Source organism: Yoonia sp. SS1-5 (assembly GCF_038443705.2).
Taxonomy (GTDB): Bacteria; Pseudomonadota; Alphaproteobacteria; order Rhodobacterales; family Rhodobacteraceae; genus Yoonia; species Yoonia rhodophyticola.
Window position 1 is genome coordinate 2,719,510 of the sequence record NZ_CP151767.2, and the last position, 14,748, is coordinate 2,734,257.

The 14,748-nt window shown below is 60.3% G+C and carries 14 protein-coding genes and 1 tRNA gene; 4 read left to right on the plus strand and 11 right to left on the minus strand.

Going from position 1 to position 14,748, the window contains the following annotated elements:
• The first annotated feature begins 35 nt into the window (after positions 1-35).
• Positions 36-111: transfer RNA gene (locus AABB31_RS14860), tRNA-Thr, on the plus strand.
• A gap of 74 nt (positions 112-185) precedes the next feature.
• Here the strand turns inward: AABB31_RS14860 and AABB31_RS14865 are convergent.
• From AABB31_RS14865 to AABB31_RS14915, 11 genes are all read right to left on the minus strand, one after another.
• Positions 186-947 carry a TIM barrel protein gene (locus AABB31_RS14865; RefSeq protein WP_342077399.1) on the minus strand — a complete coding sequence of 254 codons (762 nt, stop codon included), beginning with the start codon at positions 945-947 and terminating at the stop codon, positions 186-188.
• Positions 947-1,591, minus strand: a complete 645-nt coding sequence (locus tag AABB31_RS14870; RefSeq protein ID WP_342077398.1) for an aldolase — start codon at positions 1,589-1,591, stop codon at positions 947-949. The genes AABB31_RS14865 and AABB31_RS14870 overlap by 1 nt, the downstream gene beginning before the upstream one ends.
• Positions 1,588-2,832, minus strand: coding sequence for a 3-oxo-tetronate kinase (gene otnK / locus AABB31_RS14875; RefSeq protein ID WP_342077397.1), 1,245 nt, complete (start codon positions 2,830-2,832; stop codon positions 1,588-1,590). Before otnK ends, AABB31_RS14870 begins: the two co-directional genes overlap by 4 nt.
• Positions 2,829-3,731 carry an L-threonate dehydrogenase gene (gene ltnD, locus AABB31_RS14880; RefSeq protein WP_373634924.1) on the minus strand — a complete coding sequence of 301 codons (903 nt, stop codon included), beginning with the start codon at positions 3,729-3,731 and terminating at the stop codon, positions 2,829-2,831. Before ltnD ends, otnK begins: the two co-directional genes overlap by 4 nt.
• 188 nt (positions 3,732-3,919) lie before the next feature.
• Positions 3,920-4,210, minus strand: coding sequence for an HU family DNA-binding protein (locus AABB31_RS14885; protein WP_342077396.1), 291 nt, complete (start codon positions 4,208-4,210; stop codon positions 3,920-3,922).
• 134 nt (positions 4,211-4,344) lie between these two features.
• Positions 4,345-5,826, minus strand: a complete 1,482-nt coding sequence (locus AABB31_RS14890; protein ID WP_342077395.1) for an AMP nucleosidase — start codon at positions 5,824-5,826, stop codon at positions 4,345-4,347.
• Positions 5,823-7,616, minus strand: coding sequence for an adenine deaminase (gene ade, locus AABB31_RS14895; RefSeq protein WP_342077394.1), 1,794 nt, complete (start codon positions 7,614-7,616; stop codon positions 5,823-5,825). Before ade ends, AABB31_RS14890 begins: the two co-directional genes overlap by 4 nt.
• A gap of 260 nt (positions 7,617-7,876) precedes the next feature.
• The gene (locus tag AABB31_RS14900; RefSeq protein ID WP_342077393.1) at positions 7,877-8,212 is read right to left on the minus strand and encodes a hypothetical protein; all 336 of its coding nucleotides are present in this window, start codon (positions 8,210-8,212) and stop codon (positions 7,877-7,879) included.
• A gap of 45 nt (positions 8,213-8,257) precedes the next feature.
• Positions 8,258-8,737, minus strand: a complete 480-nt coding sequence (locus AABB31_RS14905; protein ID WP_342077392.1) for a TspO/MBR family protein — start codon at positions 8,735-8,737, stop codon at positions 8,258-8,260.
• 30 nt (positions 8,738-8,767) lie between these two features.
• Positions 8,768-9,790: a 15-cis-phytoene synthase gene (crtB, locus tag AABB31_RS14910; RefSeq protein ID WP_342077391.1), complete on the minus strand. Its 1,023-nt coding sequence runs from the start codon at positions 9,788-9,790 to the stop codon at positions 8,768-8,770.
• Positions 9,787-11,325, minus strand: coding sequence for a phytoene desaturase (locus AABB31_RS14915; RefSeq protein WP_342077390.1), 1,539 nt, complete (start codon positions 11,323-11,325; stop codon positions 9,787-9,789). The genes crtB and AABB31_RS14915 overlap by 4 nt, the downstream gene beginning before the upstream one ends.
• Before the next feature lie 111 nt (positions 11,326-11,436).
• On the opposite strand from AABB31_RS14915, the gene crtA reads away from it, so the two are divergent.
• Genes crtA through AABB31_RS14930 form a run of 3 tightly spaced genes read left to right on the plus strand, consistent with a single transcriptional unit; the run spans position 11,437 to position 14,748 of the window.
• Positions 11,437-12,141, plus strand: coding sequence for a spheroidene monooxygenase (gene crtA / locus AABB31_RS14920; protein WP_342077389.1), 705 nt, complete (start codon positions 11,437-11,439; stop codon positions 12,139-12,141).
• Positions 12,138-13,139, plus strand: coding sequence for a magnesium chelatase ATPase subunit I (bchI, locus tag AABB31_RS14925; RefSeq protein WP_342077388.1), 1,002 nt, complete (start codon positions 12,138-12,140; stop codon positions 13,137-13,139). Before crtA ends, bchI begins: the two co-directional genes overlap by 4 nt.
• Before the next feature lie 13 nt (positions 13,140-13,152).
• On the plus strand, positions 13,153-14,748 hold the full coding sequence (locus tag AABB31_RS14930) for a magnesium chelatase subunit D (RefSeq protein WP_373635810.1): 1,596 nt from the start codon (positions 13,153-13,155) through the stop codon (positions 14,746-14,748).

The following is a 14,748-nucleotide window of genomic DNA, read 5'->3' on the forward strand; positions in this document are numbered from 1 at the left end:
CCCTACATGCAGAATGCTAATAGCACGCTTGGTTAGCCGCTGTAGCTCAGCTGGTAGAGCACGTCATTCGTAATGATGGGGTCGTAGGTTCGAGTCCTATCAGCGGCACCAGATAGCTGGAAATATCGCCCTGTTTCGCCGACCTGGCTGGCGGTTTTCCTGTCCTGACCCAACCTTGGGTGCCTTCAGCGCCAATGCGTCAGCCAGTTCAGCGTTTGAACCGTCGGCCCGTTTGGTTTGTACTCTGCACCCAGCGGTTGGTCATAGCCCAGTGATCTGATCACCTCAAAAACATGCGCATAGTTCACTTCGCCGTGGTCCGGCGCGCCACGGTCCGGGACACTGGCGAATTGGATATGACCGATACGGTCCTTCAGCGCGGCAAGCCTGTGGCTCAGGTCGCCCTCCATCATCTGAACATGGTAGCAATCAAACATCAGCTTGATATTGGGCATTGCAACCGCATCAAGAATACGGACCGCCTGATCAGCGGTTTGCAGAAAATAGCCCGGCGCATCATGTCTGTTCAGCGGCTCGATCAGGATCGTGGCGCCCTGTGACGCTGCGGCTGTGCAGGCATAGCGCAGGTTCTCGACAAAGACCTGATGCGCATCCGGACCGCTGGCAAAACCCGCCATCACATGGATATTTTGCGCATCAATCGCCCGCGCATAGGCAAGTGCTGCGTCGATAGCCGCCCGCGCATCATCTATGCGTTCCGGCAGCGCCGATAACCCGTTTTCGCCTGCATCCACGTCGCCGCGCGCAGTATTCAGCCCCAGCATTGTCAACCCCGTCGCCGTCAACGCCGCCCGGACGTCGCCGGGATCAAATGCATAGGGCCAATGACACTCCACGGCATCAAACCCATGATCCTTTGCTGCATGGATTGCGTCGGGCAGGGGCAGATCAGCCCAGAGAAACCCAAGATTGGCAGAAAACCGCATCAGTCGTCCCACGCAATGTCGAAATGGGTTACAAGATCGGTGACTTGGGCATCTGTCAGCATCCGGGCGGGAATGCCGCGCATCATCATCGCCAGACGCGCCGTGTCCTCCAGCTCTTCGATTGCGTTGCAGGCGGCCTCTACATCCTTGCCCGCGACCACAGGCCCGTGATTGGCCAGCATGACAGCAGTGCGTTTCCCCGCCAGGCCGCGCACCGCATCCCCCATCGCCGGATCACCGGGGCGGAAGAATGGCAGCAGCTTCACCCGGCCCAGCTTCATGATTGCATAAGGGGTCAGGGGCGGCAGGAAATTATCGGGGTCCACGTCGGGCATCATCGACCAGGCGACAGAGTGACACGAATGCAGATGAACAACTGCCCCGGCCGTGCTGCGGGTGTCGTAGAAGGCAGAATGCAGCGGCATCTCTTTGGTGGGCGGGTCACCATCAACCAGCCTTCCGGACGCGTCAAAATGGCTCAACCGTCCCGGATCAAGCTGGCCAAAGCTGGTCCCTGTGGGTGAGACGAGCAAGCCGCCATCCGGCATGCGCGCCGAAATATTGCCTGTGCTGCCGCCCGTCAGGCCCCGATCAAACAGTGATTTCGCCGACAGGCAGATTTGTTCGCGTAATGCGGTCGTCATTGGTGTTGTCCTGCCAAGATATCAGCGGCCTTCTCAAAATAATCCGGGGCCCCGAAATTCCCGGATTTCAACGCCAATACCAGCGTATCCGACGCGCGCAGGGCTGGCACGCCGGGGTCAATCTCGGGCCCGATTTGCAACTGTGACAGCGACAGCCCCTCTACAATGGCGCCTGATGTCTCGCCGCCTGCCGTCAAAAGCTTGGTGATCCCCGCAGCCGTACAAAGCCGTGCGATTTCCGCAAAGAACTGCTCAAACGCGTCTGCACTGCGCGAACGCCCATATTCCGCCTGTGCGGCGGCCACGATTTCAGGCTCTGCCGAACTGTAAATCAGCGGCACCCCTTCTGTCGCCAATGCCCAGTCGGTTGCAGTTTGCGCCGTGACGGTGCCATCGAATAACGCCTTGGCGGATACTTCCAGCGTGCTGTGCCGCAACTTGTGCTGGGCGATCTGCGCGCGGGTCGCGACCGAACAAGAGCCGGACAAGGCCACGCATTTCCCCGCCTCGCCGGTCCAGATACTTGTGCTTTGCGGGCTGATCCCAAAATTGGCCGGCAACCCCAGCGCCGCACCCGATCCGCCAGTTACCAGCGCCAGGCCTTTACAGGCGGCGCCAAGTTGCAAAAGGTCCTCATCCCGCAACGCATCAACAACGATCAGGCGGCGACCTGCCGTAGCCTCGGCCGCCAGCGCCGTGCTGATCGCATCCGCACCGGCCAGAACGGTGCCTGCCGGGACATGCCCGACCGCCCCCTTGGACTGGGCGGCCAGTACACGGCGGATGTCAGGGTCTTTCATCGGGGTCAGGGGATGATTTTCCATGCCGCTTTCATTCAGCAATGTATCATTCACAAACAAGTGGCCTTGATAAATGGACCTGCCCGTGCCCGGAAATGCGGGACAAACCACCACCGCTGTTGCGTCCAGCGCATCGGCAAGCGCTTCGGCCACGGGGCCGATATTGCCATCTGCCGTACTGTCGAAGGTCGAACAATATTTGAAATAGAACTGTTCGCACCCTTGCGCGCGCAGCCATTCAAGTGCTGCAAGAGACTGCGCAATTGCGTCGGCCGCCGGGATCGAACGGGTTTTGAGCGCGACAATTCCGGCCTCGACATCCGGCGGGGCTGGGCGCGTGGGGATACCTGTATATTGCACGCTGCGCATGCCCTGCTTGGCCAATGTGTTCGCCAGATCGCTGGATCCGGTGAAATCGTCACCGATACATCCCAGTTTCATGCGTCCTCTCCCGGCAGGACCAGACCGGCATTGCGTGCATAGACCTTGGCCACCGCCGCATCGTCTTCGGCGCCAAGCCCAGAGCCGGACGCAGCCAGGAATTGCTGCAACGCCGCAGCTGTCAGCGGCGCGCTGAACCGCGCGGATTTTGCGATATCAAGGACAATTCCAAGGTCCTTGGGCCAGATATCTACAGAGGATCGGGGCGTATAATCGCCCGCCACAATATGCGGTGCGCGGTTTTCAAGCATCCAGCTATTGCCCGCGCATTGACTGATCACCTCTACGAATTTTTCCGGGGCGACGCCTTGGGTCATCCCGAATGTCAGCGCCTCGGCCATGGCCGCGATATGCACACCGGCCAAAAGCTGGTTCACCGCCTTCATGGCAGACCCGGCACCCGCCGCATCGCCCAAGCGAAAAACAGTTTCTGCCATCGCATCCAGCGCCGGCGCGGCCCCGACAAACGCATCCGGCGTTCCCGATGCCATAATGCTGAGCTTGCCCAGCGCTGCCTTAGCCGCCCCGCCCGAGATCGGCGCATCCAGATAATGTAGGCCGTGATCAGCGCAGCGTGTCGCCATATCCCTCGCAAATTCCGGCGGCACCGTGGCGCATCCGACCACGGTCGCGCCCTCCTTGAGGTCTGCGGCCCAGCCGTTTTCGCCAAACAGGACATTTTCCGTCTGTGCGGCGTTCAGAACCACAATTATCAGGATGTCCGAGCGGGCTGCCGCATCACGCAAAGACCCGGTTAAACCGCCTTCTGCTTCAAACCGGCGGGCGGTATCGGGGTTGATGTCGAAACCCTGCACCGCATGCCCGGCCTTCAGCAGCGATTGCGCCATCCCGTAACCCATGGACCCAAGGCCAACGACCGCGATATTGTGTTGTGACATAGGCTGCATGGCTCCCCGGAATTGATCGGCAATCTGCGCAAGTCTATCCACGGGCTCGTGTGTTGGAAAGCGGCCTTGACGCGGGGCGTGATCCAACCGCTGACCAGCATGGACGCACAAAAAAAGAAAGGGCCCGCGCGATGGGCCGACCCCTTCAATGCAATCTTGTGGCCGTGGCCACGGGCGACTTAGCCGTTCACGCTATCCTTCAGCGCTTTGGCGATTGTCATTTTGACAACCTTGTCGGCCTCTTTCTTGATCTGCTCGCCAGTGGCCGGGTTACGGACCATACGCTCGGGGCGCTCACGGCAGTAGATTTTGCCAACACCTGGCAGTGTCACGGCGCCGCCGCCGGATACTTCTTTGGTGATGATGCCGGTCACGGCGTCCAGTGCGGAACCCGCTGCTTTCTTATCCATGCCTGTTTCATCGGCAAGTGCAGTGACAAGCTGCGCCTTTGTCATTGGTTTTGTTGCCATCTTACTGGTCTCCCTCGTTTACCCAAGCAGTTGGGCCTATTACCCGCACATATAACGGGATGTTGTGGGACACCACAACGATTAGTACGTCATTTCAAGTGAAAATAACGGGTTTTGGGTGGTTTTTTGCAGTTTTAGAGGAACGCTGTCTCTTCAAAGCTACGTAATTTGCGGCTGTGGATGCGTTCCAGCGGCATTTCACGCAGTCGTTCCATCGCTCTTATACCAATCATCAGATGCGCGGCCACCTGTGTTTTATAGAAATTTGACGCCATTCCGGGCAATTTCAGCTCGCCATGCAGGGGCTTGTCACTGACGCAAAGAAGAGTTCCGTAAGGCACCCGAAACCGGAAACCGTTGGCCGCAATTGTCGCACTTTCCATATCAAGCGCAATCGCCCGTGATTGCGACAAACGCTGCACCGGGCCCGTGTGTTCGCGCAGTTCCCAGTTGCGGTTGTCAATTGTCGCAACCGTGCCTGTCCGCATGATGCGCTTCAGCTCGTACCCTTCCAGCTTGGTCACATCCGCCACCGCGGTTTCCAGCGCAATCTGGATTTCTGCAAGGGCCGGGATCGGGATCCAGACAGGCAAGTCATCGTCCAGCACATGGTCTTCGCGCAGATATGCATGGGCCAGCACAAAATCCCCAAGCCGTTGGGAGTTTCGCAGCCCTGCGCAATGCCCCACCATCAGCCAGGCATGCGGGCGCAGCACAGCGATATGATCGGTTGCTGTTTTTGCATTGGACGGTCCGACACCAATATTGACCAGCGTGATGCCGCCGCCGCCGTCCCGTTTCAGGTGGTAGGTCGGCATCTGCGGAAGCTTTTCGGGAACCGGTATCGGTGTGTCCGCGTCGCGGATTTCCACATTTCCGGTGCTGACAAAGCTGGTGTAGCCGCTACCCGGATCATCTAGCATCTGGCGCGCATAGGCTTCGAATTCCTCGACATAGAACTGATAGTTGGTGAAAAGCACATGGTTCTGGAAATGCTCTGCCGCGGTGGCGGTGTAGTGCTGGAGCCGGGCGAGCGAATAGTCGACCCGTTGTGCCGTAAACGGGGCCAAAGGGCGCGCGCCGTCGGGGTAGGTGAATTCCTCACCATTCACGATGTCATCATGGGTCGTGCTAAGGTCGGGCACGTCGAAATTGTCGCGCAGGTTGAAATCCATCGACCCTTCCTGCGGCACGGTCAGGTTGGGGTTGTTGGCGGCTGCGAAATGAACCGGCATGGGCGTGTCCGACGCCCCGATCACAACCGGCATGCCATGGCTTTTGATCAAAAGCCCGATCTGCTGTTTGAGGTAATCGGTAAACAGATCAGGTCGGGTGACGGTGGTGGCGTAGGTCCCGGGTTCGGCCACATGCCCGAAAGACAGGCGGGTGTCGGTTTTTGCATAGGTTGTCGTGGTCAGCCGGATTTCTGGGTAAAAGGCCCGCACCCGTGACAGGGGGCGCCCGTCAGTCGCGGCGGCTGCAAAATTGTCCGACAGGAACCTGACAGCCGCCTGATAGAGCATGATCAGCCGATCTACAGCCTTGCCTGCGTCGTCAAAGGCTTCGGGGGCTGGAATGTCGGGCGTCTTGATTGCCGCCTCTTGCGGGATGTTCATGTGTTTTCCTCGAATAAATCGGTCAGCGCGAATTTGGTGACATCAACCAAACCCAGATCAGAGATCCGCAACGCCGGAATGACAACCAGTGCCAAAAGCGAGTGCTGCATATAGGCATTGTTCAGTTTGCACCCACAGGCTGCCATGGCCGCAACCAGCGCCTCGGCCTTTGCTGCAACCTCTGCCGCGGGGCGGTCGGACATCAGCCCGGCGATGGGAAGCTCTACCAGCGCAAGTTCGGCCCCATCTTTCCAGATTGTGACGCCACCGCCCACCTCGGCCAGCCGATTGGCCGCCTTGGCCATCATGTCACGATCCGTGCCAACAACGATCATATGATGGCTGTCATGGGCCACGGTCGATGCCATTGCCATCTGCCCGGTATACCCAAAGCCCGACACAAACCCGTTCGTCACACCACCTGTTCCCCGGTGACGTTCGACCAGGGCAATTTGATATGTGTCACCCTGCCCGGTGACCCGCCCGTCAATGACCGGCAGTTCGGCTGACAGCGCCTCTGTCGGGGCCTGGTTTTCCACAACGCCGATTACCTTGGCCCGGACGGTATTTGCCCCATCCGGGGCCGCGATAGCAAAACGGTCAGCGGTCAGCGGTTTCATGTGAACGGTTTGGCGTGCCGCATCGGGCCAGTCGTAATGCGGGCAATCCACCGTGATTTTGCCGTCCATCGCCACAGTCTGACCGCGCGCGATCACATGCTCGATCGGAAGTGTTTTTAGATCCGACGTCAGGATCAGGTCCGCCCGCCGGCCCGGTGTGATAGAGCCCAGCTCGCGTTCGAGGCCGAAATGGGTTGCCGTATTAATCGTGGCCATTTGCAATGCCACCAGCGGGTCACAGCCGCAGGCAATCGCATGGCGCACGACCCGGTTCATATGACCATCATTGACCAGTGTGCCGGAATGGCAATCATCAGTGCAGAGGATGAAGTTGCGCGGATCCAGCCCCTTTTCCGTGACCGCGGTGATCTGGCTTTCCACATCGTACCAGGCTGATCCCAGCCGCATCATGGATTTCATGCCATTGCGGACGCGGGCGATGGCATCGGCCTCGGCGGTGCCTTCATGATCATCCGCAGCCCCGCCTGCCACATAGGCGCTGAAATCCCGACCCTTGTCCGGGCTGGCATAATGGCCCCCGACGGTTTTGCCCGCATTCATCGTGGCGGCCATCTCAGCCAGCATTTGTGGGTCGCCATTGATCACGCCGGGAAAGTTCATCATCTCGCCCAGCCCGATGATGCCGGGCCAGGCCATCGCCTCGGCCACATCTTCGGCTGAAATCTCGAACCCTGTGGTCTCCAGACCGGGGGCGGAGGGCGCGCAGGACGGCATTTGCGTATAGATATTGATGGGCTGCATCAGCGCCTCATCATGCATCATCCGGACCCCGCGCAAACCAAGCACATTGGCGATCTCATGCGGGTCGGTGAACATGGTGGTCGTGCCATGCGGGATGACAGCGGCGGCGAATTCAGCAGGGGTCAGCATGCCGCTTTCGATGTGCATATGCCCGTCGCACAGGCCGGGGATCAGATAGCGGCCCTCTGCCGCGATCACCCGCGTGTCCGGGCCGACGCAGTGTGATGCATCCGGACCGATATAGGCAAAACGACCGTCAGCGACAGCGACCTGCCAGTCAAGCACTTCGCGGGTTTGTACATTCACAAGCCTGCCGCCGCTGATCACCAGATCAGCCGGCGCCCGCCCTGCGGCGACAGCAACCAAACGGGGGGCCACATCAGCCCATGATTTGAAGTGAAGTTCCATCCCCAATGGTTTCACCGATTTGGAACAGGTTCAAGGGGCACGGCTTCGGCCAGGGTATAAAGCCAAATCAATGCGCAAACATCAGCGAATGTCCCACCCGGCGGGCACCACTGGGCATCGCCCGACCTCCCCCCCGGAGGGCGATTTTGCAAGGTTGCAAGAAGTGCCAGGTCGCGTGTTTGGCGAAGAACCGATCAACGCCAAGCAATCAAACGCCCTCCAGGTCGGGCGATGCCCTCAGCGCTTAACGACAGGTTCCTTTAGTCCTGCCAGTCTCCAAACTCATTGAGGAGTTGATCAATCTCGGTAGGGGTCAAAGTGGGCTTGCCGATACCCCAATCACTGTTGCGGTTTTCCACAAAACGTCTGCCCGCAGCTCTCCCATTTCCAGCAGCGTGCATGCGCGCAAGTTTGGACCGAAAAAAGGTCATCCAGAAACGACTGGAGGTCAGACTGAGCGTTTTTGCGTCGCCATGTTTGTATCCAAATTCAGACTGCAAGACGGCCATCATCTTAATCTTGGCGCCATCCCACCCGCCAACGCGCTCTATGTAGCTCTTCGCATCTTCTCCTGGCAACGGCTTCCAGTCAGACATAATCCCTTCCACAAGGTTCGTCTTGTTCAAGGGCGATCGACCCCATCAAACCGTCCCCAAATCCAAGGGGCGCACATCCGGGTTCAACCGCACCATGGCCAAGTTCAGCGCCCCCGCGACCGTCACCCACGCCAGATAGGGCAAAAACGCAAGCCCGGCCCAGAAGTCCAGTTGCCAATGGGTGATCGTGCAGCCCAGCACCGACACCCACAGCGCCGCCATCACGGGCAACGCCCCTTTCAGCCGCCGCAACCCAAAGAATACCGGCGTCCATAACGCGTTGAACGCGATCTGCATGGCCCAGAAACCCAGCGCATAGGCGCTGCCTTCCAGCACGGCGACCCGTGCGCCGGCAAATGACATCAGCAGGTAAATTGTGGTCCATGCGACCGGAAACAGCCAGTTGGGTGGCACCCATGACGGTTTGTTCAGCTGTTCATACCACGGCCCCGGCGGAAAGGCGGCACCTGTGGCACCAGCCCCGCAACACGCAGCCAGAAACATCAAGAACAACAGCATATCCATAGAGCGGACCTTTCATAGCGCCCTGAACAACTATGCCAGTGGGCGGTCAGTTCCAATGCCTTGTTCGCGCGCTTTCAGCTGCGCCAGAATATCCAGAACAGATGCGGATCGCCCCGGATCGGGTTTCGACTGGCTGGCGGCATCAACGAGAAAGGCGACTTCGTCCAATGGGCGGGCATAGACCACGGCCGATTTCGGCATGATGACCGACCCCGCCGTGCGAACCGCCGATTGAGCCAACCAGCCCAGTTTTTGCGGTGTCGAGGTGTGGGCCCGCATCGAAATGCTGTCATAGCCCTGCCTGCGCAGCTGCTTTCCGATGCCCGCATAGATCAGCCGGGCCGCCCAGATACCGGTGCGGGCCTTCAGGGGCAGCACATTGATGCCTGCCTCTGATCTGCGATACAGCCGGTCTGCCTCGGCCAGAAGCCGTTTGACCATTCTGCGTATCTCATCCGTGGGCAGCGGCTCGCGGATGAAGTTGAGCGGGTCGATCCCGGCCTCATCCAGCCAGTCAAGCGGCAGGTAAATCCGGCCCATCCGGGCATCTTCGCCCACATCGCGGGCGATATTGGTCAGTTGCATTGCGACGCCAAGATCGCAGGCCCGCGCCAGCGCATCAGGGTCGCGGACACGCATCAGCACACACATCATCGCACCCACGGCACTGGCCACCCGGGCCGCGTAGTCGCGCACGCCGCTCAGCGTGTCATACCGATGCTCTGCGGCGTCCCAGGCAAGGCCTTCCAGCAAAGCCTCGGGCAGGGCGCGCGGCATCTCGAAATCCTCGACAATGGCGGCGAATGCCCGATCTTCGGGGGCGTTGCGCGGCTTGCCGGCATAGGCCTGATCAAGCCGCTCATGCAGCCGCAAAACAGCACCTGCCTGATATTCGCCCTCATCCACCTCATCATCGGCCAATCGGCAAAACGCATAAAGGGCCAGTGCCGGATCGCGGACCGCCCCCGGCAGCAATCGAGAGGCCGCATGGAAGGACAACGATCCGTGGCGGATCGCTTCGCGACAATGATCAAGGTCACCGGGTCGGATCATTCTGCAGCAACTTTCATTTCAGGGATATGTGGGGCGTCGGGCACCAGCTTGGACAGAACCTCGGCACTGGAAATCACGCCGGGCACACCGGCCCCCGGATGGGTGCCGGCCCCGACCAGAAACAGACCCTTGGCCTCTTCACTGATATTGTGTGGCCGGAACCAGGCTGATTGCAGGATGCGCGGCTCTATCGAGAAACCGGATCCGTTGGGGGACAGATACCTGTCGCGAAAATCTGCGGGTGTCAGGGTCATCTCGGTGCTGATCCGCTCTGCAAAGCCGGGCAGGTATTTCTGCAACTCCGCCTGCACTTTGGCCTTGTACACATCCCTTTCAGTGGTCCAATCAACAGCGTCGTCAAACCCCAGATGCGGGACCGGCGACAGAACGTAAAAGGTATCATCCCCGGCAGGCGCGACGCTGGGGTCGGTGCGTGCGGGGCGATGGATATAGAGGCTCATATCATCCGCTAGCTTGCCCTTGATAAAGATATCCTTCAGCAAGCCTTCGTATCGGGGGGCGTTGGTAATGGTGTGATGGCCGATATCGGGCCACATGTCGGCGGTTCCCTTGGTGCCGAAATACCAGACAAACAGACCCATCGACCACCGGCGAGACGCCAGCTTGCGATCAGTCCAGCGCTTGCGCGGGGCCTTGCGCAACAGGTTGCGATAGGTGTGGCCTGCATCGGCATTGCTGATGACCAGAGGGGCGGCAAGGACCTCGTCACTTGTCAAACGCACGCCGCGGGCGGCCCCGTCTGCCACAAGGATTTCGTCAACCTCGGCCTGCTGACGAACCTGCCCGCCCTGCGACCGGATCACAGCCACCATGGCATCTGCAATCGCCTGCACCCCGCCCATCGCGTAATGGACGCCAAATTCCTTCTCCAGATGTGCCACCAGCGCATACATCGAGGTCACATGCATCGGGTCGCCCCCGATAAACAGCGGATGGAACGATAGCGCCATGCGCAAACGCGGGTCTTTCACCCGGCGCTTGGCCAGCCCAAGGATCGACTGATCAGCGCGTAACATTGCAAAAGTCGGCAGAACCTTGATGGTCTCCCACAGCTTGTGCATCGGCTTGGCGACCATCCCCTCAAAGCCGACGACATAGCGCCGCTCACTGTCTTTGAGAAACTTCAGGTAGCCTTTGACGTCATGGGGCGAAAGGCGCGCGACCTCTGCCAGCATGGCGTCGGTCTTTTGCCGGGCCTTGAAGGTTGATCCATCCTGCCAGCGGACTTCGTAGAATGGATCCATCGGGCGCAGATCAACATCCTTGTGAAAGTCGCGTCCGCAGGCTGCCCAAAGCTTTTCATAGACTTGCGGCACCGTGATGATCGTCGGGCCAAGGTCGAATCGGTGTCCATCCTGCGTGACAGAAGAGCCCCGCCCACCGGGTCGGTCCAGCCGGTCGAGCACGGTGACGGCGTAACCCTTTGCCCCCAGCCGCATGGCTGCCGCAAGGCCACCAAGCCCCGCACCGATAACAATTGCAGCGTTTGAGTCGCTATCTACAGGCGTCAACATAAGGCAACACTAGCTATGTAAACTAAAGTTGACAAATATTATCCGGCGATCTTCCCAAATGACCATTGATATGTCAGGATTAATTGACACTCCTCGCCAAGGTGCCCTTTTGTGACCCAGATCGTCACCCTCTCATTCTTCCGCTTTTCCGGGTTCTCCGCCCGGGCCTGGGCGTTGATGATGATGGGCGCCGGGCGGCTGCCATTGTCCCGCACGCCGGATATCGGTTTCTGGAAACTCTGCGGGTCGGGGACCGGTTATGGGTTCTCGCCTACACTTAATCCATCGGTGATCGCGATCCTTGCTGTCTGGCCTGATGCCAGCACAGCGCAGGACCGGATCGAAAACGCACCGATCTTTGCCAGATATCGCAAGCGCGCAGTCGAAACCTGGTCTGTGCTGCTGACCCCGACCTCGGTCAGGGGTGAATGGGACGGGCAAGTGCCGTTTACCCAACAGGCCGATCAGGCGACCGGCCCCATGGCCGCGCTGACGCGCGCCGCGATCCGCCGCAAGATCATCCCCCGTTTCTGGCGGCAGGTCCCCGATATCTCACGCATGATTGGCACCGATGCTGATGTCGCGTTCAAGATCGGCATTGGCGAATTGCCATTAATTGACCAGATCACCTTTTCCATCTGGCCCACGAAATCCGCAATGGATGCGTTTGCGCGCACCGGCCCCCATGGCGATGCGATCAAGGCAGTGCGGGCGGGCGATTGGTTCAAGGAAGAATTGTTTGCCCGGTTTGCCGTACATTCCGACAGCGGCACGTGGAACGGCACTTCGCCCCTGAAAAACCTGGAGGCCGCATGACCCCTTTTCCCTTTTCCGCCATCGTCGGTCAGGACGAAATGAAGCAGGCCATGATCCTGACCGCGATTGATGGATCCATCGGTGGCGTTCTGGTCTTTGGGGATCGGGGCACTGGCAAATCGACCGCTGTACGTGCGTTGGCCGCCCTCCTGCCGCCGATTAAGGCGATCAAGGGTTGCCCGGTGAATAGCGAAAAGGCAGCGCTGGTCCCCGACTGGGCGGGTTTAACGACCAAACGCGGCCATACGCGCCCCACCCCGGTGGTCGATCTGCCCCTTGGGGCAACCGAAGATCGCGTGACAGGCGCGCTGGATATCGAAAAGGCCCTGACCAAGGGCGAAAAGGCTTTTCAGCCGGGTCTGCTGGCGCAAGCCAACCGCGGCTATCTTTATATTGACGAGGTTAACCTGCTGGAAGATCACATTGTTGATCTGCTGTTGGATGTTGCCCAATCCGGTGAAAACGTGGTCGAGCGTGAGGGCCTGTCAATCCGACATCCAGCCCGTTTCGTGCTTGTCGGCTCGGGCAATCCGGAGGAGGGCGAGCTAAGACCGCAGCTGCTGGACCGGTTCGGATTGTCGGTCGAGGTGACCTCGCCCAAGGATATCGACACACGGGTCGAGGTTGTGAAACGCCGCGATGCGTTCGAAAATGACAATGCGGCGTTTATGCTGCGCTGGCAGGCCGAGGATGCCGCGATCCGGGACCGGATCCTGACTGCGCGCAAGACGCTCGGCAAATTGAAGACGCCGGAAAAGACAATGCGCGATGTCGCCGAATTGTGCCTGGCATTGGGGTCGGATGGGTTGCGTGGGGAACTGACCCTTCTCAAGGCCGCCCGCGCCTATGCTGCATGGCGTAATGATACCGCGTTGACCCGCGCACATGTGCGCAGCGTGGCCCCCATGGCCCTGCGGCACCGATTGCGCCGCGATCCACTGGACGAGGCAGGTAGCGGAACACGGGTCGCCCGAACCGTGGAAGAGATACTTGGATAGCTGGACCCGTGCCATGCTGGCGCTGGAACTGCTGGCGATTGACCCCGGATTGGGCGGGATAGCCATCCGCGCCCGTGCCGGACCTGTGCGTGATCGGCTGATGGCCCATATCGACCCTACCGCGCGCAGGCTTCATCCCGCGATCAGTGATGAGGCCCTGTTTGGCGGCCTTGACCTGTCTGCCACGCTGGAGGCGCAACAACTGATTATGCAGCGCGGGCTGCTGGCCGATCCCGGCCCCCTGATCCTGGGCATGGCCGAACGCGCCGGCCCGGCCTTGGCCGCGCGGCTTGCCCTGACGCTGGACCGGGCTGTCGGGCATACCCTGATTGCACTCGACGAAGGTGCCGAGCCCGATGAGCGGCTCAACCCGAAACTGGCAGAACGGCTGGCCTTTGGGGTGGATTTGTCCGACGTCACCATCCACGACACCGACCGGTTGCCGCCATTGGGGCCAAAAACACCATTGGCACTGGTGCAGTACGATCCGCAAATGATTGATCAGATCGTGACAGTCGCATCCCACTTGGGGATCGACAGTTTGCGTGCGCCTGTTTTCGCCCTGCGGGCGGCACGCGCACTTGCGGCCCGGTCGGATCGCAAGATGATCATTGACGATGATCTGGAAATGGCCTGCGCGCTGACATTGGCGCATCGGGCAACCCGCCTGCCGGAACCTGCCCCGGCCGCGCCCGAAGCCCCCCCGCCAGACCCGACCGATCAGGCCTCGCAGGACAGTCTGGATCTTCCGCAAGAGCTGCTGTTGGACGCGGTGCGCGCGCTTCTGCCCGATAACCTTCTCGACCGGCTGACGGCTGCAAAGGCGCGGCAGGGGCGCGGCAGCGGGACCGGTGCGGCACGCAAGGGAAACCGGCGCGGTCGCCCTTTGCCATCACGGGCTGGCAGGCTGAACGACGGGGCACGGATTGACCTTATCGCGACGCTTCGCGCTGCGGCCCCGTGGCAAACCATCCGGCGGCGTAGCAGCGCAAGTGACGGATTGCAGATCCGGCCTGCAGATATTCGCATCAAAAGGTTCGAAGAAAAGTCTGACCGGCTGTTGATCTTTACCGTCGACGCGTCTGGATCATCGGCGGTGACCCGGCTGGCCGAGGCCAAGGGCGCGATTGAGCTGCTGCTGGCGCAGGCATATGCGCGACGCGATCACGTGGCACTGGTGTCGTTCCGCGGCACAACCTCCGAGCTTTTGTTGCCGCCGACCCGGTCACTTGTTCAGACCAAACGCCGCTTGGCCGCATTACCAGGCGGCGGGGGAACCCCGCTGGCCGCAGGTATGATGACGGCGTTCGAACAGGCCAATCAGGCCGGGCGCCGTGGGCTGACACCCACATTGATCATTCTTACCGATGGGCGGGCCAATATAGCGCTGGATGGCAATGCGGATCGCAAGCAGGCCGCTACCGATGCGCAACAAGTGGCCCGCCGGGTCCGGGCGCATCACTGCGATGCCCTTGTGATTGACACCGGCAACAGGCCGGAACCTGCCTTGCGCAATCTGGCGCAGACGCTTGATGCGGCCTATCTGCCATTGCCGCGCGCTGATGCGCATCGGTTGTCCCAATCCGTTGCCGCATCGCTGGGGGACTGA

Coding starts and splice junctions, on each gene's coding strand:
- ltnD (WP_373634924.1), bottom strand. CDS start 3,731: ATGTCACAACACAATATCGCGGTCGTTGGCCTTGGGTCCATGGGTTAC.
- bchI (WP_342077388.1), top strand. CDS start 12,138: ATGACCCCTTTTCCCTTTTCCGCCATCGTCGGTCAGGACGAAATGAAG.
- AABB31_RS14890 (WP_342077395.1), bottom strand. CDS start 5,826: ATGAACATCCCGCAAGAGGCGGCAATCAAGACGCCCGACATTCCAGCC.
- ade (WP_342077394.1), bottom strand. CDS start 7,616: ATGGAACTTCACTTCAAATCATGGGCTGATGTGGCCCCCCGTTTGGTT.
- AABB31_RS14930 (WP_373635810.1), top strand. CDS start 13,153: ATGCTGGCGCTGGAACTGCTGGCGATTGACCCCGGATTGGGCGGGATA.
- AABB31_RS14900 (WP_342077393.1), bottom strand. CDS start 8,212: ATGTCTGACTGGAAGCCGTTGCCAGGAGAAGATGCGAAGAGCTACATA.
- otnK (WP_342077397.1), bottom strand. CDS start 2,832: ATGAAACTGGGATGTATCGGTGACGATTTCACCGGATCCAGCGATCTG.
- AABB31_RS14870 (WP_342077398.1), bottom strand. CDS start 1,591: ATGACGACCGCATTACGCGAACAAATCTGCCTGTCGGCGAAATCACTG.
- AABB31_RS14865 (WP_342077399.1), bottom strand. CDS start 947: ATGCGGTTTTCTGCCAATCTTGGGTTTCTCTGGGCTGATCTGCCCCTG.
- crtB (WP_342077391.1), bottom strand. CDS start 9,790: ATGATCCGACCCGGTGACCTTGATCATTGTCGCGAAGCGATCCGCCAC.
- AABB31_RS14915 (WP_342077390.1), bottom strand. CDS start 11,325: ATGTTGACGCCTGTAGATAGCGACTCAAACGCTGCAATTGTTATCGGT.
- AABB31_RS14885 (WP_342077396.1), bottom strand. CDS start 4,210: ATGGCAACAAAACCAATGACAAAGGCGCAGCTTGTCACTGCACTTGCC.
- AABB31_RS14905 (WP_342077392.1), bottom strand. CDS start 8,737: ATGGATATGCTGTTGTTCTTGATGTTTCTGGCTGCGTGTTGCGGGGCT.